This is a genomic window from Marinihelvus fidelis, from assembly GCF_008725655.1.
Lineage (GTDB): Bacteria > Pseudomonadota > Gammaproteobacteria > Xanthomonadales > SZUA-36 > Marinihelvus > Marinihelvus fidelis.
Map to the genome: position 1 here is coordinate 194,484 of NZ_VYXP01000004.1, position 16,336 is coordinate 210,819.

At 64.1% G+C, this 16,336-nt stretch carries 15 protein-coding genes and 1 tRNA gene; 11 read left to right on the plus strand and 5 right to left on the minus strand.

The window, feature by feature from the left end; genetic code table 11:
• Window positions 1-2: 2 nt before the first annotated feature.
• The 7 genes from F3N42_RS07330 to F3N42_RS07360 are packed head-to-tail and all read left to right on the plus strand — an operon-like array spanning window position 3 to window position 5,741.
• On the plus strand, window positions 3-458 hold the full coding sequence (locus F3N42_RS07330) for an ion channel (protein WP_191621292.1): 456 nt from the start codon (window positions 3-5) through the stop codon (window positions 456-458).
• The gene (locus F3N42_RS07335) at window positions 455-1,984 is read left to right on the plus strand and encodes an efflux transporter outer membrane subunit (protein WP_150863767.1); all 1,530 of its coding nucleotides are present in this window, start codon (window positions 455-457) and stop codon (window positions 1,982-1,984) included. The genes F3N42_RS07330 and F3N42_RS07335 overlap by 4 nt, the downstream gene beginning before the upstream one ends.
• 4 nt (window positions 1,985-1,988) lie before the next feature.
• Window positions 1,989-3,122 (plus strand): HlyD family secretion protein, encoded by a 1,134-nt coding sequence (locus F3N42_RS07340; protein ID WP_150863768.1) that lies wholly within the window; start codon window positions 1,989-1,991, stop codon window positions 3,120-3,122.
• Between the two features lie 31 nt (window positions 3,123-3,153).
• Window positions 3,154-4,176: a DUF2955 domain-containing protein gene (locus tag F3N42_RS07345; protein ID WP_224784808.1), complete on the plus strand. Its 1,023-nt coding sequence runs from the start codon at window positions 3,154-3,156 to the stop codon at window positions 4,174-4,176.
• Window positions 4,169-4,705 (plus strand): hypothetical protein, encoded by a 537-nt coding sequence (locus F3N42_RS07350; protein WP_150863770.1) that lies wholly within the window; start codon window positions 4,169-4,171, stop codon window positions 4,703-4,705. Before F3N42_RS07345 ends, F3N42_RS07350 begins: the two co-directional genes overlap by 8 nt.
• A 28-nt stretch (window positions 4,706-4,733) precedes the next feature.
• Complete coding sequence (locus tag F3N42_RS07355; protein WP_150863771.1) at window positions 4,734-5,162, plus strand: hypothetical protein; 429 nt, start codon at window positions 4,734-4,736, stop codon at window positions 5,160-5,162.
• Between the two features lie 12 nt (window positions 5,163-5,174).
• Window positions 5,175-5,741: a YMGG-like glycine zipper-containing protein gene (locus F3N42_RS07360; protein ID WP_150863772.1), complete on the plus strand. Its 567-nt coding sequence runs from the start codon at window positions 5,175-5,177 to the stop codon at window positions 5,739-5,741.
• 82 nt (window positions 5,742-5,823) lie between these two features.
• On the opposite strand, the gene F3N42_RS07365 is transcribed toward F3N42_RS07360, so the two are convergent.
• Window positions 5,824-5,899: transfer RNA gene (locus tag F3N42_RS07365), tRNA-Gly, on the minus strand.
• A 147-nt stretch (window positions 5,900-6,046) separates the two neighbouring features.
• On the opposite strand from F3N42_RS07365, the gene infA reads away from it, so the two are divergent.
• Window positions 6,047-6,265, plus strand: coding sequence for a translation initiation factor IF-1 (gene infA / locus F3N42_RS07370; protein WP_150863773.1), 219 nt, complete (start codon window positions 6,047-6,049; stop codon window positions 6,263-6,265).
• 25 nt (window positions 6,266-6,290) lie between these two features.
• Here infA and clpA read toward each other — a convergent pair whose 3' ends face one another.
• Together clpA and clpS are read right to left on the minus strand one after the other, a co-directional pair.
• The gene (clpA, locus tag F3N42_RS07375; RefSeq protein WP_150863774.1) at window positions 6,291-8,594 is read right to left on the minus strand and encodes an ATP-dependent Clp protease ATP-binding subunit ClpA; all 2,304 of its coding nucleotides are present in this window, start codon (window positions 8,592-8,594) and stop codon (window positions 6,291-6,293) included.
• Window positions 8,594-8,914 (minus strand): ATP-dependent Clp protease adapter ClpS, encoded by a 321-nt coding sequence (gene clpS / locus F3N42_RS07380; RefSeq protein WP_150863775.1) that lies wholly within the window; start codon window positions 8,912-8,914, stop codon window positions 8,594-8,596. Before clpS ends, clpA begins: the two co-directional genes overlap by 1 nt.
• Before the next feature lie 123 nt (window positions 8,915-9,037).
• Here clpS and mnmA point away from each other — a divergent pair, with 123 nt between their 5' ends.
• The 3 genes from mnmA to acnA all read left to right on the plus strand — a co-directional run bounded on the left by mnmA (window position 9,038) and on the right by acnA (window position 13,571).
• Window positions 9,038-10,135: a tRNA 2-thiouridine(34) synthase MnmA gene (gene mnmA / locus F3N42_RS07385; protein WP_150863776.1), complete on the plus strand. Its 1,098-nt coding sequence runs from the start codon at window positions 9,038-9,040 to the stop codon at window positions 10,133-10,135.
• Entirely contained in the window at window positions 10,132-10,743 is a 612-nt protein-coding gene (gene hflD, locus F3N42_RS07390; RefSeq protein ID WP_191621294.1) for a high frequency lysogenization protein HflD, read from the plus strand. Before mnmA ends, hflD begins: the two co-directional genes overlap by 4 nt.
• A 68-nt stretch (window positions 10,744-10,811) precedes the next feature.
• Window positions 10,812-13,571: an aconitate hydratase AcnA gene (gene acnA, locus F3N42_RS07395; RefSeq protein WP_150863778.1), complete on the plus strand. Its 2,760-nt coding sequence runs from the start codon at window positions 10,812-10,814 to the stop codon at window positions 13,569-13,571.
• Between the two features lie 68 nt (window positions 13,572-13,639).
• Here acnA and F3N42_RS07400 read toward each other — a convergent pair whose 3' ends face one another.
• Together F3N42_RS07400 and recQ are read right to left on the minus strand one after the other, a co-directional pair.
• Window positions 13,640-14,350: a polysaccharide deacetylase family protein gene (locus F3N42_RS07400; protein ID WP_150863779.1), complete on the minus strand. Its 711-nt coding sequence runs from the start codon at window positions 14,348-14,350 to the stop codon at window positions 13,640-13,642.
• Window positions 14,351-14,392: 42 nt separating this feature from the next.
• Window positions 14,393-16,195 (minus strand): DNA helicase RecQ, encoded by a 1,803-nt coding sequence (gene recQ, locus F3N42_RS07405; protein WP_150863900.1) that lies wholly within the window; start codon window positions 16,193-16,195, stop codon window positions 14,393-14,395.
• Between the last annotated feature and the right edge of the window lie 141 nt (window positions 16,196-16,336).

Sequence of the window (16,336 nt, forward strand, 5' to 3'; positions counted from 1 at the left end):
CCATGTTAGCGCCTTTACTACTGGGCAGCCTGATCCTGGTCATCAACATGGTCGTGCAGGTCTATGCCGTGGTCACCGTGATCGGCATGTACATCCGCCGTATCGGGGATGGCGGCATCAGGCCGGGCATCGGCACCAACTTCCGGGTCGTCAGCGTCATTTTCGGCGTCCTGTTCCTGGGCCACCTGCTGCAATTCGCGGCCTGGGCCCTGCTGTTCGTCTTTATCGGTGAGTTCCAGGATTTCGAGACGGCGTTCTACCATTCTTCGGTGAACTTCACTTCGCTGGGCTACGGCGACATCGTCATGAGTGAACGCTGGCGCCTGCTGGGTGGGCTCGAGGCGGCCAACGGGGTGCTGATGTTTGGCCTTTCGGCCGGTGCGGTGCTGTCGGTGATGAACCATCTTTTTGTCCAGCGGACCAATCTCGCCGACATCCTTAACAAGGATCACGAATGACCATCCGTCAGTCGCTGGCGCGGATCGGGGCCACAATTTCCGCCCTGATGCTGAGCGCCTGTACCCTGGTCGGGCCGAATTTCGAGACACCGCAGGCGCCCACCCTGCCCGACTGGTCGGTTGACCTCGATAACGGGCTGGACAGTGGCGACGCCGACCTGGCGCGCTGGTGGGAGGTCTTTGAAGACCCATTGTTGAACGAACTGGTCGACGACGCACTGGCGGCCAACAATACCCTTGAGATTGCGGCCCTCTCTGTCCTTGAAGCCCGGGCCCAGCTGGGTATTGCCACGGGCTCCCAGTGGCCGCAGACGCAGGTCGCCGCCGGCCAGAGCACCCTGCTCTCGCCGCCGGAGAATACCGGTGTGACCTCGGCTTACTGGCAACACACGCTGGGCGCGACGGTCAACTGGGAGATTGATTTCTGGGGCCGTTACCAGCGCGCAATCGAGACCGCGAATGCGGCCTACCTGGGTTCGATCGCCAGCTACCAGCAGGCCCGGGTGCTGCTGACGGCGGCCGTGGTTGGCGCTTACGCCGCCGTGCGCACGATCGAAGAGCAGCGCAATATCGCGCAGGAAAACCTGGCGCTGCAGCAACGCAGCTACGATATCGCCAAGGTGCTCTACGATCAGGGTCAGGATTCCGAGCTGGATATGCAACAGGCGCAAACCCTGCTGCTCGCCACCCAGTCCGCCATTCCGGCCATCGACGCCGACCTGCGCAAGGCGCGCAACGCGTTGTCTTTGCTGCTTGGTGAACTGCCGGGCTCCGTCACCGAGCGGCTGGCCGCCGGCAAGGGTATTCCCGTGCTCCCCCAGTCGGTTTCCGTGGGTTTTCCGGCCGACATGCTGCGGCGGCGCCCGGATATGCGCCAGGCGGAACTGACGGCGATGGCGCTGAATGCGCAGGTCGGGCTGGCCGAAGCTGACCTGTACCCCAGCTTCAGCCTGGCCGGCTCCATCGGCCTGGCATCGGGCGCGCCGGGCAATGACTCCTTCGGCGACCTGTTCGATGGCGATGCCTTCAGCTGGTCGATCGGACCGTCCTTCGTCTGGCCCTTCCTGAATTATGGGCGCATCCGCAACAACATCCGTGTCCAGGACGCGAGGTTGCAGCAAGCGCTGGTTAACTATGCCGAGACCGCTTTGTCGGCAGCGCGCGAAACCGAGGACGCACTGGCCGACTGGGATGGCAATCTCGAGCAGGCCGCGATCCTGGTCCAGTCAGTGGCATCGGCTCGCCGGTCCAATGAATTGGCTACGCTGCGCTATGCCGAGGGCTATTCGGACTACCAGCGCGTGCTCGACGCCCAGCAGGCGCTTTTTTCGCAGCAGCAACGCCTGGTCGCGGCCCAGGGCGCCAGCGTCGGCTCACTGATCGCACTCTACAAGGCACTTGGTGGCGGCTGGGAAGCGCTGCCGGGTGACCCGGAACTCGATGAAGACACGCGCCGCCAGATGACTGAGCGCACGAACTGGGGGGACCTGGTTGAAGCCCCCGACGACGCGGCAACGCAGGAATGAACCGATGAACGATGAAGTGAAAGAGCCCGCCGAACAGCCACAAGCCGCAGCGGCGAAACCGAAGAAGGCCCGTGACCCGGTCAGGCGGGCGACGCTGGTCGTGCTGGTCGTGATCGCCCTGCTGCTGGCCTGGTACCTGCGCGCCGACCGGGTCACCCCCTACACTTCCCAGGCACGCGTTAATGCCCTGGTTGTGCCAGTCGCTTCTGACGTTGCCGGGCGCGTGACCCGGGTCTTCGTGGGCAACAACCAGTGGGTCAATGCGGGCGACCCGCTGTTCGAGGTCGATGTTGAGAATTATCGCCTGGCCGTGGAGACCGCGGAAGCGAATTACCAGGCCGCCAGGCAAGCCGTTGGCGCTGCTGAAGCCGCCGTCGAGGCGGCCAATGCCGGTGTCGCCGCCGCGGTGGCCAACCTGGACAAGGCGCAGAAGGACTACGACCGGACCAAGGCGATCCATGACCAGGACTCAGGGGCGATTTCCATGCGCCGCGTGGAACTGGAAGAGGCCTCCCTGGCCATCGCCCGCAGCCAGCTGGATGCCGCCAAGGCGCAGCGTGAACAGGCCATCCAGAACCTGGGTGATGACGGCGAACGCAATGTTCGGATCCTTCAGGCCAAGGCAGCGCTGGACCAGGCACAGCTAAACCTGTCACGCGCCACCACGAAGGCACCATCGGACGGCGTGGTCACCGATGTGCGCCTTGATGTCGGTAATTTCGCCGGAGCTGGTGCACCCCAGATGACCTTCGTGTCCACGGAGAACGTCTGGCTGGAAGCCGAGTTCACTGAGAACAACCTGGGGCATCTGGACCCCGGCGACCCGGTGGCCATCGTTTTTGATGCGATTCCCGGGCGCGTGATCAGCGGTAAGGTGCGCGAAGTGGGTTACGGTGTGGCAGTCAACAAGGCACCGCTCGGCCAACTACCGACCATTCGCAATGACCCCAACTGGCTGCGCCAGGCGCAGCGATACCCGGTTCTGGTCGATTTTGAGCGCCCCGCCGACCTGAATCCGACACCGCTCAAGGTCGGCTCCCAGGCTTCCCTGGTGGTTTACACGGACCAGCACCCGATCACCAATGGGCTAGGCGCGTTCGTGATTCGAATGGTGTCCTGGCTGACTTATGCCTATTGAAACAGCCCAGGTTGCTGCCACGGCCGGTGCCATGCATCCGGTCGCGGTCCGACGCATTTACCGCCTCGCGGCGGGCTCCGCCCTGTCACTCGTGGTCAGCCAGGTCATGGGAATTTCATTGCCGTTTGTCGCCCCGGTACTGACGTTTCTCCTGCTTGGGTTGCCGGTGCCGGCGCCTGGTCTGAAAAAAGGGCTGGGCTTCGTGATCGCGCTGATTGTGCCGATGCTGGGCGCAACCTTTATGCTGCCTTTCCTGGAGCACGCACGATGGGCGGGTATCGGGCTTGTCACCCTGGCCCTGTTTTACACGTTTTATTTCACCGCCCGTGGCGGACCGGCGGTGCTGGGCACCTTCATGACCATTGGTATTACGGTCGTCGTGACCATCGGCTCCGTGAACACGGTCATTCTCATGAACCTGATCCAGGCCTTTGCCGCCAATGCGCTGGTCGGCGTGGGTTTCGTGTGGGTGGCTCACTGGCTGTTGCCGGATTTGCCGGGCACCCCGGTACTGCCTAAGCCGCCAAAGGCGGCCCCGGATTACAGGAAGGCCGGCAGGAGCGCGATAAGGTCCTTGCTGGTGGTCCTGCCGTTGGTGCTCCTGTTTCTGTTCAGTAGCGCCAGCGCCGCCTATACACCCGTCATGATCAAGGTTGCGAGTATGGGCCAGCAGGCGACGGTTGAAAGCAGCCGTTCCATTGGCCTGTCGTTGCTGGAATCGACCTGGTGGGGTGGCGTGGCTGCGATGTTGGCCTGGTGCCTGCTGACCGCATGGCCATCCATCATCATGTTCACGTTACTGACGTTGCTGGCAGGCCTGGTGTTCGGACGGTTCGTGTTCAGCGGTATTGCCGTTAACCCGGATTTTTCCAAGTGGACGTATGCTTTCGTGACCATGCTGGTGCTGATCGGTCCGGCGGTCACCGACAGCCCGCTGAGCGACGGCGTCAGTTTCGGCATGCGGCTGTGGCTGTTCATGGTCATCGCGGTCTACGGCACGGTCGCGGTGCGCGTTTTCGATGCCTTTTTCAAACCGGAGAGTAACGATGACTGAAGCCGGCAAGCCGACGGCGCGCGAGCGCCTGGTAGAAGAGTTAAAGAAATATGCCGTGATCAGCCTCTACCTGTGGGTCTGTTTCGCGGTGATCCTGCTGAACAGGGCGGCAATCCTTGCGGAAGATCATGGCACCCAGGCGCTGCATTACGGCATCGCACTGGTGAAGGCGCTGGTGCTGGGCAAGTTCATCCTGATCGGCGACATGGTCAACATCGGCCACCGCGCGAATCATCACCCCCTGCTCCACCGGATCATCTGGAAGAGTGTTGCCTTCCTGGTGCTGCTGTTCGTGTTCAAGGTCCTCGAGGAGATTATCGTCGGCTGGTTTCACCATGAATCGGCGGCCGATTCCGTGGCCGAACTGTTCAGCGAGGCACCGCTCGACATCATCGCGCCCATGCTGTTGATGTGGCTGATCCTGGTGCCGATGGTCACCGCGGTCGAGATATACCGCGCCGTGGGCGCTGACCGCTTCAGGGCCTTCATGATGACGGCCGGGCAACCTGCAGCAAAGGAAGGGGACTGACCCTTCCCAAATTGATGGAAGAACGTAGATGAAGATAACGCTCAAGATGTGTATGGCACCTGTGCTGGTGTTGGCCGGCAGCCTGTTGGTATCGATTAGTGGCTTTGCCGATGATGTTTCCGGCGCCCGTCACCTGCTGTGTGCCACATCGGATGTTCATGTCTGCAGGCCAGGCGAAGGCTGCGACTGGCAGAGCCCCGAGGCCGTAAACGTGCCCCGTTTCATTCGCGTCGATACGCGCTCAGGCGAAATGAGCACGACGGCGGCGAGCCATGAACAGCGGGTTTCCACGGCCACGTCGGTGACGCAACAGGACGGTGAGATCATCCTGCAGGGTGTCGAGAACCGGCGGTCATTCAGTCTTGTCGTTGATGCCACCACGGGAACTGCCACGTTTGCGGCGGCGACCCGGGCACAGAGTGTCACGGTATTTGGCGCCTGCACTACGGATGAATAAGGAGGGCTGAACATGAAACAACGTTACCAATACCTCGTGGGCCTGGCCCTGTTGGCATCCCTGTCGCTGTTGGCGGCCCCGGCGGCCTGGGCACAGGGCGGACAGCAATCACTGGCCGGCACCCTGGGGATCTACGTTTTCCCGTCCAAGGGGCAGGACTCGACCCAGCAGTCAGAAGACGAAGCGGCCTGCTACAAGTGGGCCGTGTCGAACTCCGGTGTTGACCCTTTCGATGCGCAGAAACAGCAGGAAGCCAATGCCGAGCAGGCCGCCGCGGCGCAACAGCAGGCTGCGCAGGCGGGCTCGGGCTCGACCGCACGCAGCGCCGTGGGTGGCGCCGCCGTAGGCGCCCTGATCGGTGAGATCGCCGACGATGACGCCGGTAAGGGCGCAGCCTGGGGCGCCGGCCTGGGCGCCATACGCGGCCACCGTCGTGGCAACCGCGAGCGCGCCGAGTCTCAGATGGCCGCCGCTGAACAAAGTGGCCAGGCCGAAGCGCATACTGCGGCCCAGATCGACGGCTTCAAGAAGGCCTTCAGCGCCTGCATGGAAGGCAAGGACTACATTGCGAAGTTCTGAACGGCAGTGCGAAAAAGCGCACAACAAAAAAGGCCCGGCGAAGACCGGGCCTTTTTCTATCCGGGGGAACCCCGGAAATATTTGGAGCGGGTGATCGGGCTTGAACCGACGACCTTCTCGTTGGCAACGAGATGCTCTACCAGCTGAGCTACACCCGCCTGAGGGATGCGTATTCTAGAGAATTACCCTGCCGTGTCAATAGCTGGATGACGATTTTTTTAATCCGTGTCGCAGATCGACGCGAAAGCCCATATTGACGCCGCCTGTGGCACAATACCGCCTCTTTTTCGCAACCACTGGTTAACATGGCTAAAGAAGACGTCATTGAAATGGAAGGCCGGGTACTGGAAACCCTGCCCAACACGATGTTCCGGGTCGAGCTCGACAACGGCCACATCGTGACCGCCCATATTTCCGGGCGCATGCGCAAGAACTACATCCGCATCCTCACCGGCGACAAGGTCAAGGTCGAACTGACCCCTTACGACCTGTCCAAGGGACGCATCACCTACCGCATGAAGTAAGACCGCGGAGCGCGCCCGCTCCGCCCTATTCCGCAGATTCCTCGCTCGACGCCGGCAACGCTTTCGGCGACTTGTCGTGCGCGCGTGTGGTGACCACGAGTTCATCGCCGCTGTCATTGAGTTCGACCTGCACCTCGCCGCCGTCGGCGAGCTTGCCAAACAGCAGGTCGTCGGCCAGCGGACGCTTGATATGCGTCTGGATCACCCGCTTCATGGGTCGCGCACCCATCTTGGGATCGAAGCCCTGGCGGGCGAGCCATTCCCTGGCCGACGGCGAGACACCCAGGCCCACATCCTTCTGCGCCAGTTGTGCTTCGAGTTCAAGCAGGAACTTGTCGACGATCAGCAGGATCACCGGGAACTCCAGCGGTGCGAACTGGATGATCGCGTCCAGGCGGTTGCGGAACTCCGGCGAGAAGGCCTTGCGCAGCACCTCCATCGCATCGGTGGCGTGGTCCTGCTCGGCAAAACCGATGGTCCTGCGCGCGCTCTCACGGGCGCCGGCATTGGTGGTCATCACCAGGATCACGTTGCGGAAATCCGCCTCGCGGCCGTTGGCGTCGGTGAGTTTGCCGTGGTCCATGATCTGCAGCAGGATGTTGAGCAGGTCCGGGTGGGCCTTTTCAATTTCATCCAGCAGCAGCACGGCGTGGGGCGTGCGTGTCACGGCCTCGGTGAGCAGCCCGCCCTGGTCGAAACCGACGTAGCCCGGCGGCGCGCCCACCAGGCGCGAAACCGAGTGCGCCTCCATGTACTCGGACATGTCGAAACGCACCAGCTCAATGCCCAGCGTCAGCGCCAGCTGGCGGCTGACTTCGGTCTTGCCCACGCCGGTGGGGCCGGCGAACAGGAAGCTGCCGATGGGCTTGTCTTCCTCGCCCAGGCCGCTGCGGGCCATGCGAATGGAGGCCGTCAGCGCGCCGATGGCGTCGTCCTGGCCAAACACCACCAGCTTCAGGTCGCGATCCAGGTTCTTCAGCGCGTCGCGGTCGGAGCGTGAGACCTGCCGGGGCGGAATGCGCGCCATGCGGGCGATGATGTCCTCGATGTCGTGCTCGTCCAGCGTGGCCTTGCGCTCGTCCTCGGCCAGCAGGCGCTGGCGCGCGCCGGCCTCGTCGATCACGTCGATGGCCTTGTCCGGCAGGTGGCGGTCATTGATATGCCGCGCCGCCAGTTCGGCCGCGGCCACCAGCGCCTCGTCGGTGTACCTGACCCCGTGGTGGTCTTCGAAGCGGCTCTTCAGGCCACGGAGGATTTCCACGGTTTCCGGCACGCTGGGCTCGGTGATGTCGATTTTCTGGAATCGCCGCGCCAGCGCCCGGTCCTTTTCGAACACGCCGCGGAATTCCTGGAACGTGGTCGAGCCGATGCAGCGCAGCTGGCCGGACGCGAGCACGGGCTTGACCAGGTTGGAGGCGTCCATGACGCCGCCCGAGGCGGCACCGGCGCCAATGATCGTGTGGATCTCGTCAATGAACAGGACCGCGCCTTCGTCCTTTTTCAGCTCGGCCAGCACGGCCTTCAGGCGCTTTTCGAAATCGCCGCGGTACTTGGTGCCGGCCAGCAGCGCGCCCAGGTCCAGCGCGTAGATGGTGGCGTCGGAAAGCACCTCCGGCACCTCGCCCTCGACGATACGCAGGGCCAGGCCCTCGGCCATCGCGGTCTTGCCCACGCCGGCCTCGCCGACAAACAGCGGGTTGTTCTTGCGCCGGCGGCAGAGTACCTGGATGGTCCGCTCGATCTCGGCGTCGCGACCGATCAGCGGGTCGATATGCCCTGCCCTGGCGCGTTCATTGAGGTCTTCTGCGTACAGTTCCAGCGGGTTTTTTCCGGCCTCGGCCGCCGGCTCCGCGCCTTCGGGCGCCTGGGTGGCGTCTTCTTCAGGCTGGCCATCCTCGATCTTGCTGATGCCGTGGGAAATGAAATTGACCACGTCGAGCCGGCTGATGTCGTTCTTGTTCAGCAAGTAGGCCGCGTAGGAATCCTTCTCGCTGAACAGCGCCACCAGCACGTTGGTGCCGGTCACTTCCTGCTTGCCGGACGACTGCACGTGGTACAGCGCCCGCTGCAGCACGCGCTGGAAGCCGATGGTGGGTTGCGTGTCGCGGTTCTCGTCGCCCGGCAGTTCCGGCACGGTTTCCTCGATGACCTGGCGAATCTCGCGCCGCAACGCGTCGATATCGGCATCACAGGCCCGCAGCACGCTGATTGCCGCGCCGTTGTCCAGCAGCGCCAGTAACAGGTGCTCGACGGTGAGGAATTCGTGCCGGCGGTTGCGGGCTTCCTGGTAGGCCTCGCTGATGGTGACTTCCAGTTCCTTGCTGAACATCAGGCTTTCTCCATCGTGCACTTCAGCGGGTGTTCATTCTGCCGCGAATACTCGTTGACCTGCGCCACCTTGGTCTCGGCGATCTCGCGCGTGAAGACCCCGCAAACGCCCTTGCCGCGTGTATGCACGTGCAACATGACCTGCGTGGCGCGATCGTGGCCCATGCGGAAAAAAACCTGCAGCACCTCGACCACGAAGTCCATCGGCGTGAAGTCGTCATTCAACAGCACCACCTTGAACAGTGGTGGCTTACTGACCTCGGGCCGCGCTTCTTCCAGCGCGACGCCGCGATCCTGGCGATGTTCCATTTCTTTACCCATGACCTGATTCTACTCCTCCATGGCCGGGCCTCAAAGCCACCTCGTCCCCGCATCGCCGGATTGATAATTAACGCGATCAACCCCACTTGGAAGGGCAATGAATGTCCGTGGATTCAGTGGCAAATGAGCAAGCGTCGCATCATGGTGGCCATGTCGGGCGGGGTGGATTCCTCGGTCTCGGCGTGGCGCCTTAAGCAGGACGGTGAAGACATCGCCGGCATGTTCATGAAGAACTGGGAGGAAGACGACCGCGATGGCGTCTGCCCGGCGGAGCAGGATGCCGACGACGCGCGCGCCGTGGCCCAGGCCCTGGGCATCGAACTGCACACCCGCAATTTTGCTCTGGAGTACTGGGACCAGGTCTTCGAGACCTTCCTGGCCGAGTACCGCGCCGGCCGCACGCCCAACCCGGACATCCTCTGCAACCGCGAGATCAAGTTCCGGACCTTCCTGGACCACGCCCGTGACCTGGGCACGGATGCCATCGCCACCGGCCACTATTGCCGCACCGAGGCGCGCGACGGCGTGCATCGGCTGCTGCGCGGCCGTGATTCCAACAAGGACCAGAGCTATTTCCTCTACGCCGTGGGCCACGAGCAACTCGCGCATACCCTGTTCCCCGTAGGCGACATGGACAAGGGCGACGTCCGCCAGGCGGCGCTGGACGCCGGCCTGCCGGTGCATGACAAGAAGGACAGCACCGGCATCTGCTTTATCGGTGAGCGCGACTTTAACGGCTTCCTGGCAAAGTATGTCGACACCGAGCCGGGCGAAATCCGGACCGATGACGGCCGGGTGATCGGCGAACACAACGGCCTGGCGTTCCACACACTGGGCCAGCGCCAGGGCCTGGGCATCGGCGGCGTCCGCGGCCGCCCCGACGCGCCGTGGTACGTGCTGCACAAGGACCTGGACAACAACATTCTCTATGTCGGCCAGGGCCATGACCACGAGTGGCTGCGCTCAACCGAACTGTCGGCTTCACAACTGGCCTGGGTGACCGGCGCGGCACCCCAACAAGGCGCAAGGCTGACAGCCAAGGTGCGCTACCGGCAGGCCGACCAGGCCTGCATCGTCGAGTCGGTTGAAGGCGACCGTATGGCGCTGGTCTTCGACCAGCCACAAAGAGCGGTGACACCGGGCCAATCCGTCGTACTCTATGACCATGATGAATGCCTGGGAGGCGGAATCATCGACACCATGAACGCGTACACACCATGAACACTGAACAGGTGCTTGCCCTGGCCGGCGTATTCCAGGCCACCGAACTGGTTCGCCAGGCCGCTCACCACGGCACCTGGTCAGGCTATGCCGCGACCACCTGCCTGGACAGCCTGTTCCGGCTCGAGGCCGACACGGCCGAGGATGTCTTCGGCGGCAAGTCGCAGCTGCGGCTGGGCCTGGAAACGCTGGCGGCCGTTCTCGAGGGCGAACAGCGCCACGCCGAGTCGCTGCAGTACACCGTCGGCCTGATGCAGTTGCAGCGCCGCTTCATGCGCGACGGCGCCATGCAGGCGCTGGTCGGCGAGAAACTGGCGGACGCGGCAGCCCTGGGCGAGGCGCTGTCACAGCATGAGCGCCAGGACCTGCAGGCCGACGCCATCGCCGCGCTGTACTCTGAAACACTGTCGACACTGACGCCGCGTATCGTGGTGCATGGCCGGCCGCAATACCTGCAGAATCCGCGCACCGTCAGCTGGGTTCGCAGCCTGCTGTTTGCCGGCCTGCGCTCGGCGGTGCTGTGGCGCCAGGTGGGCGGTGGGCGCTTCAGCCTGCTGTTTGGACGCAAAAAAGCGCTCGAACAGGCCCATCGCCTGCTGGCCGGTTGAGCCCTCATGGGCGATAATAACCGGCTAACCCACGCACCTGAATGAAATCGAACTGACTGGAGACCCGCATGGCCGACTCGTTTTCCTGCCACCGCACACTGGATGTCAACGGCAAATCGCATGGCTACTACAGCCTGCCCGCGCTGTCCGACCGCTTTGACATCTCGAAGCTGCCCTACTCGCTGAAAATTCTCCTTGAGAATCTGCTGCGTCATGAAAACGGCGTGGACGTCACCGCCAGTGACATCGAGGCGCTGGCCCAGTGGGAACCGAAGGCCGAGCCGTCGACCGAGATCGCCTTCACCCCGGCCCGCGTGGTGCTGCAGGACTTCACCGGCGTGCCGGCCATCGTCGACCTGGCCGCCATGCGCGACGCCATGACTAACCTGGGCGGCGACGCCAGCCTGATCAACCCACTGTCCCCGGCCGAACTGGTCATCGACCACTCGGTGCAGGTGGACCGTTTCGGCACCATGGACGCGCTCGACCTGAACAACCAGATCGAGTTCAAGCGCAACCAGGAACGCTACGCCTTCCTGCGCTGGGGCCAGAACGCGTTCAGCAACTTCAAGGTGGTGCCGCCCAACACCGGCATCGTCCACCAGGTCAACCTCGAGCACCTGGCCCGCGTCATTTTCGGTGACGAGAAAGACGGCGAGCTGATGGCCTGGCCGGATACCGTGGTGGGTACCGACTCGCACACCACGATGATCAATGGCATCGGCGTGCTGGGCTGGGGCGTGGGTGGCATCGAAGCCGAGGCCGCCATGCTGGGCCAGGCGATCACCATGCTGATTCCGCAGGTCGTGGGCTTCCGCCTGACCGGCAAGCTGCCGGAAGGCGCCACCGCCACCGACCTGGTACTCACCGTGACCGAGATGCTGCGCGAGCTGGGCGTGGTCGGCAAGTTCGTTGAGTTCTTCGGGGACGGCCTGGCCAACATGCCGCTGGCCGATCGCGCGACCATCGCCAACATGGCACCGGAGTACGGCGCCACCTGTGGCATCTTCCCGATCGACGGCGAAGCCATCCGCTACCTGAAGCTGTCCGGTCGCTCCGACGAGCAGGCCGCGCTGGTCGAGGCCTACGCGAAGGCGCAGGGCCTGTGGCGTGAAGACGGCGGCGTTGAAGCCGAGTACAGCGCAGTGCTGGAGCTGGACATGGGCACCGTGCTTCCCAGCCTGGCCGGCCCCAAGCGCCCGCAGGACCGCGTCCTGCTCAGCGACATGCAGTCCAACTACCGCGAGCACTGCTGCGACCTGTCATCGGGTCGCCAGACGAAGCAGGAAGACCGCTTCGAGAACGAAGGTGGCGATACCGCCATTCACGACGAAATCGTCCCGCCGCCACCGGTGGCCAACGTCGAGTACGACGGCCAGACTTTTGACCTGACCGACGGCGCCGTGGTCATCGCCGCCATCACTTCCTGCACCAACACGTCGAACCCGGCCGTCATGCTGGGCGCCGGCCTGCTGGCCCGCAACGCGTTTTCCAAGGGCATGCACGTCAAGCCGTGGGTGAAGACCTCGCTGGCGCCGGGCTCGCGCGTGGTGACCGACTACCTGGTCAAGGCCGGCCTGCTGGACGACCTGGAAGCCCTGGGCTTCAACGTCGTCGGCTACGGCTGCACCACCTGCATCGGCAACTCCGGCCCGCTGCCGGAAGCCATTGGCAACGCGGTTCGTGAGAACCAGCTGGTGGTGGGCTCGGTGCTGTCCGGCAACCGCAACTTCGAAGGCCGCGTGCACGCGGATGTGAAGATGAACTACCTGGCCTCACCGCCGCTGGTGGTGGCCTACGCCCTGGCCGGCAGCCTGGACGTCGACCTGACCAGCGAGCCGCTGGGCAAGGACCGCGACGGCAACGACGTGTTCCTGAAGGACATCTGGCCGTCCAGCCAGGAGATTCACGACCTAGTGGCCGATACCGTCAGCGCCGACATGTTCCGCAAGGGCTACGCCAGCGTGTTCGAAGGCGATGACCGCTGGAAAAACATTGACGCCCCAACTGGCGACATGTTCGCCTGGCAGGGTGATTCGACCTACATCCAGAACCCGCCCTACTTCACCGGCATGACGATGGACCCGCCGGGCGTCGCCGACATCACCGGCGCGCGCTGCCTGGCCAAGCTGGGTGACTCGATCACCACGGACCACATCTCTCCTGCCGGCGCCATTGGCGAAAATACGCCGGCTGGTGAGTACCTGAAGTCCCACGGCATCGCCAAGCCGGACTTCAACTCCTACGGTTCACGTCGTGGCAACCACGAAGTCATGATGCGCGGCACCTTTGCCAATGTGCGCCTGCGCAACCAGCTGGCCCCGGGCACCGAGGGTGGCTGGACGCAGTACCAGCCGAGCGGCGAGCAGATGTTCATCTACGACGCGGCCATGAAGTACCAGGCCGAGGGCACGCCGCTGGTGGTGCTGGCCGGCAAGGAATACGGCACCGGCTCATCACGCGACTGGGCCGCCAAGGGCACCCAGCTGCTGGGTGTGAAGGCCGTGATCACCGCCAGCTTTGAGCGCATCCACCGCTCCAACCTGATCGGTATGGGCGTGCTGCCGCTGAACTTCATAGACGGCGAAAACGCCGACACCCTGGGCCTTGAAGGCACCGAGACCTTCTCGATCACTGGCCTGGGTGACGGTACCGCCGAGACCGTGACCGTCACCGCGGTGGCGGAAGACGGCAAAGAAACCGTGTTCACCGCGCGGGTGCGCCTGGATACGCCGAAGGAAGTCGAGTACTACCGTCACGGCGGCATCCTGCACTACGTGCTGCGCCAGCTGGCCGGTGAGAACGAACCGTCACGCGCAGCCGCCTGATTACGCGGCCTGCCTGACGGCATGAAACAAGGGCGCCCCGGTGGCGCCCTTTTTCTTGGGCGGTCGATTCAGTCGTCCAGCAGTTCGCTGACGGTGACGAACTCAAAACCCCGTTCGCGCAGCCCGGCGACGATACCCGGCACGGCCTGCAGCGAAGTCGCCCGGCTGTCGAACATCACGTGCATCAGGATGATCGAACCCGGCCGCGACTGCTCCAGTACCCGCTCGACGATATCGTCCGCGGGTGGCTCGGCCCCCGACCCGGATTCGGGCTCCACGTCCCAGGTGATGGTGCGCGTGCCACGCTGGTGCAGCACCCACGGCAGCACCAGGAGCTTCTTGCCATAGGGCGGCCGGAACAGGATCTCATCGGTGTAGCCAGCCTCGCGGATCAGCCGGTCGGTGGTATCGAGCTCTTCACGAACCTGCGCGGCAGGCATGAACACCATGCGTGAATGCGTGCGTGAATGGTTACCTACCTGGTGCCCGGCCCTGACGATCTGCGCGGCCAGTTCCGGGTGACGGGCCATGGCATCACCCACCAGGAAGAACGTGGCCCGGACCCCCAGCGCGTCCAGCTGGTCGAGAATGGCCTGGGTGTGCCCCGGCGTGGGACCATCGTCGAAGGTCAGCGCGACCCGGGGCTGCGCGGTGTCGACGCGGTCGGTCAGGCCGCCATAGAGTTGGTACGAGGCATTGCGGCTCAGTTGCCAGGTGCCCCAGGCCGCGAGCAGCAGGCCGGCCGTGACCATCGATAGAATTCTGAAGATGCGTTTCATGGCCTGATCATGGCCAGGTCATGCGGCCACGGTGTGGCCAAATCATGCCATTTCCGGGGCAGCTTCCGCGATGGCCTCCAGGAAGGCATCGCCGTAGCGCTCCAGCTTCACCTCGCCCACGCCGTTGACAGCCAGGAACTCGCTCTCGTTGCGTGGCCGGGCCTGGCTCATGTCGACCAGGGCGGCATCACCGAAAATGACGTACGGCGGCACACCGGCCTCGTCCGCCAGGCGTTTGCGCAGGGCCCTGAGCGTATCGAACAGCGCCAGGTCGTCATCGGCCAGTTCCACGGCGGCACGGGAGCGCTTGCGGGCCGGTTTCGCCTTCAGCCGGGGCTCCGCCAGCTCCAGGTCCTGGTCACCCTTCAGCACCGGGCCGGCCTCCGGTGTCAGGCGCAGGACCGAGTACGCGGCGATGTCCTGGCGGACATAACCCTGGTGAATCAACTGGCGCAGGAAGGACATCCACTCGGCGCTGGAGTACTCGGTGCCAATCCCATAGGTCGACAGCCGGTCATGGCCGTGGCGGCGCACCTGCTCGTTGTCGGCACCGCGCAGCACGTCGACCACGTGCTTCATACCAAACGACTGTCGTACCCGGTAGATGCAGGACAGCAGCTTGCGCGCGGCCAGCGTGCCATCGAAACGGTTGGGCGGGTCCAGGCAGATATCACAATTGCCGCAGTCCTCGCGCAGGTCTTCACCCAGGTAACCCAGCAACACGCGACGACGGCAGGACAGGCTCTCGGCGAAACCCACCATGGCGTTGAGCTTGTGGCCCTCGACCCGGCGTTGTTCCTCGTTACCGCCCTGCTCGATCTGGTAGCGGGCCGTGCCGGCGTCCTGGGCGCCATACAGCAGCAGGGCCTCGGACGGCAGGCCGTCACGCCCGGCGCGGCCGGTTTCCTGGTAGTAACCCTCCAGATGCCGCGGCAGGTCGTAATGCACGACGAAACGGACATTGGGCTTGTCGATACCCATGCCAAAGGCGACCGTGGCGACAACGATGCCGGTCTCGTCGTTGATGAAACGCTCCTGCACGGCGCTGCGCACCGGCGCCGCCAGACCGGCGTGGTAGGCCTCGGCCGGATAGCCCTTCCAGCGCAGGTGCTCGGCAACTTCCTCGACGCGTTTGCGCGACAGGCAGTAGACAATACCGGACTGCCCTTCCCGACTGGCCAGGAAACGTGCGAGCTGCTGCTTTGGCTGGTGCTTCTCGAGCACGGTGTAACGGATGTTGGGTCGGTCGAAGCTGGTCACGAACATCTCGGCCTGCTGCAGGCCGAGCACATTGACGATATCGGCCCGGGTCTGCGGGTCGGCGGTCGCGGTGAGTGCGATGCGCGGCACCCCGGGGAAGCGGGCCTGAAGTTCGCCCAGCGCCGCGTACTCCGGGCGGAAATCATGCCCCCACTGTGACACGCAGTGAGCCTCGTCAATGGCGATCAGCGCGATCTCCAGGTCGCCCAGCAGGTCGGCAAAACCCGGCGCCATCAGGCGTTCGGGTGCGACATACAACAGGTCCAGCGTGCCGGCGCGCAGGGCCGACATCACCGCCCTGGCCTCGTCCGGGGCCAGCGACGAGTTGTACATGGCTGCGCGCACGCCGTTGGCCAGCAAGGCGTCGACCTGGTCCTTCATCAGCGAGATTAGCGGCGAGACCACGATCGCGGTGCCGTCGCGAAGCAGCGCGGGCAGCTGGTAGCACAGCGATTTGCCACCGCCGGTGGGCATCAGCACGAAGGCGTCACCGCTCTCGCTGACGCGCCGGATAATGGCTTCCTGGTGGGGTCGGAATTCCTGCAGCCCGAAGACGTTGTGCAGCGTGTCCAGCATCTTGCTCATCGCACCGGAGTATACGGGAACGGCGTAACCCACGGTGGCCCGAAACGCCACTCGCGGGGTCTTCCTACGGGCATCGACACGCTCTTCCTACCCGGCCGTCCGAACTTTTCGCGGTTGACCGCGTATTCTTGGTGCATCAAC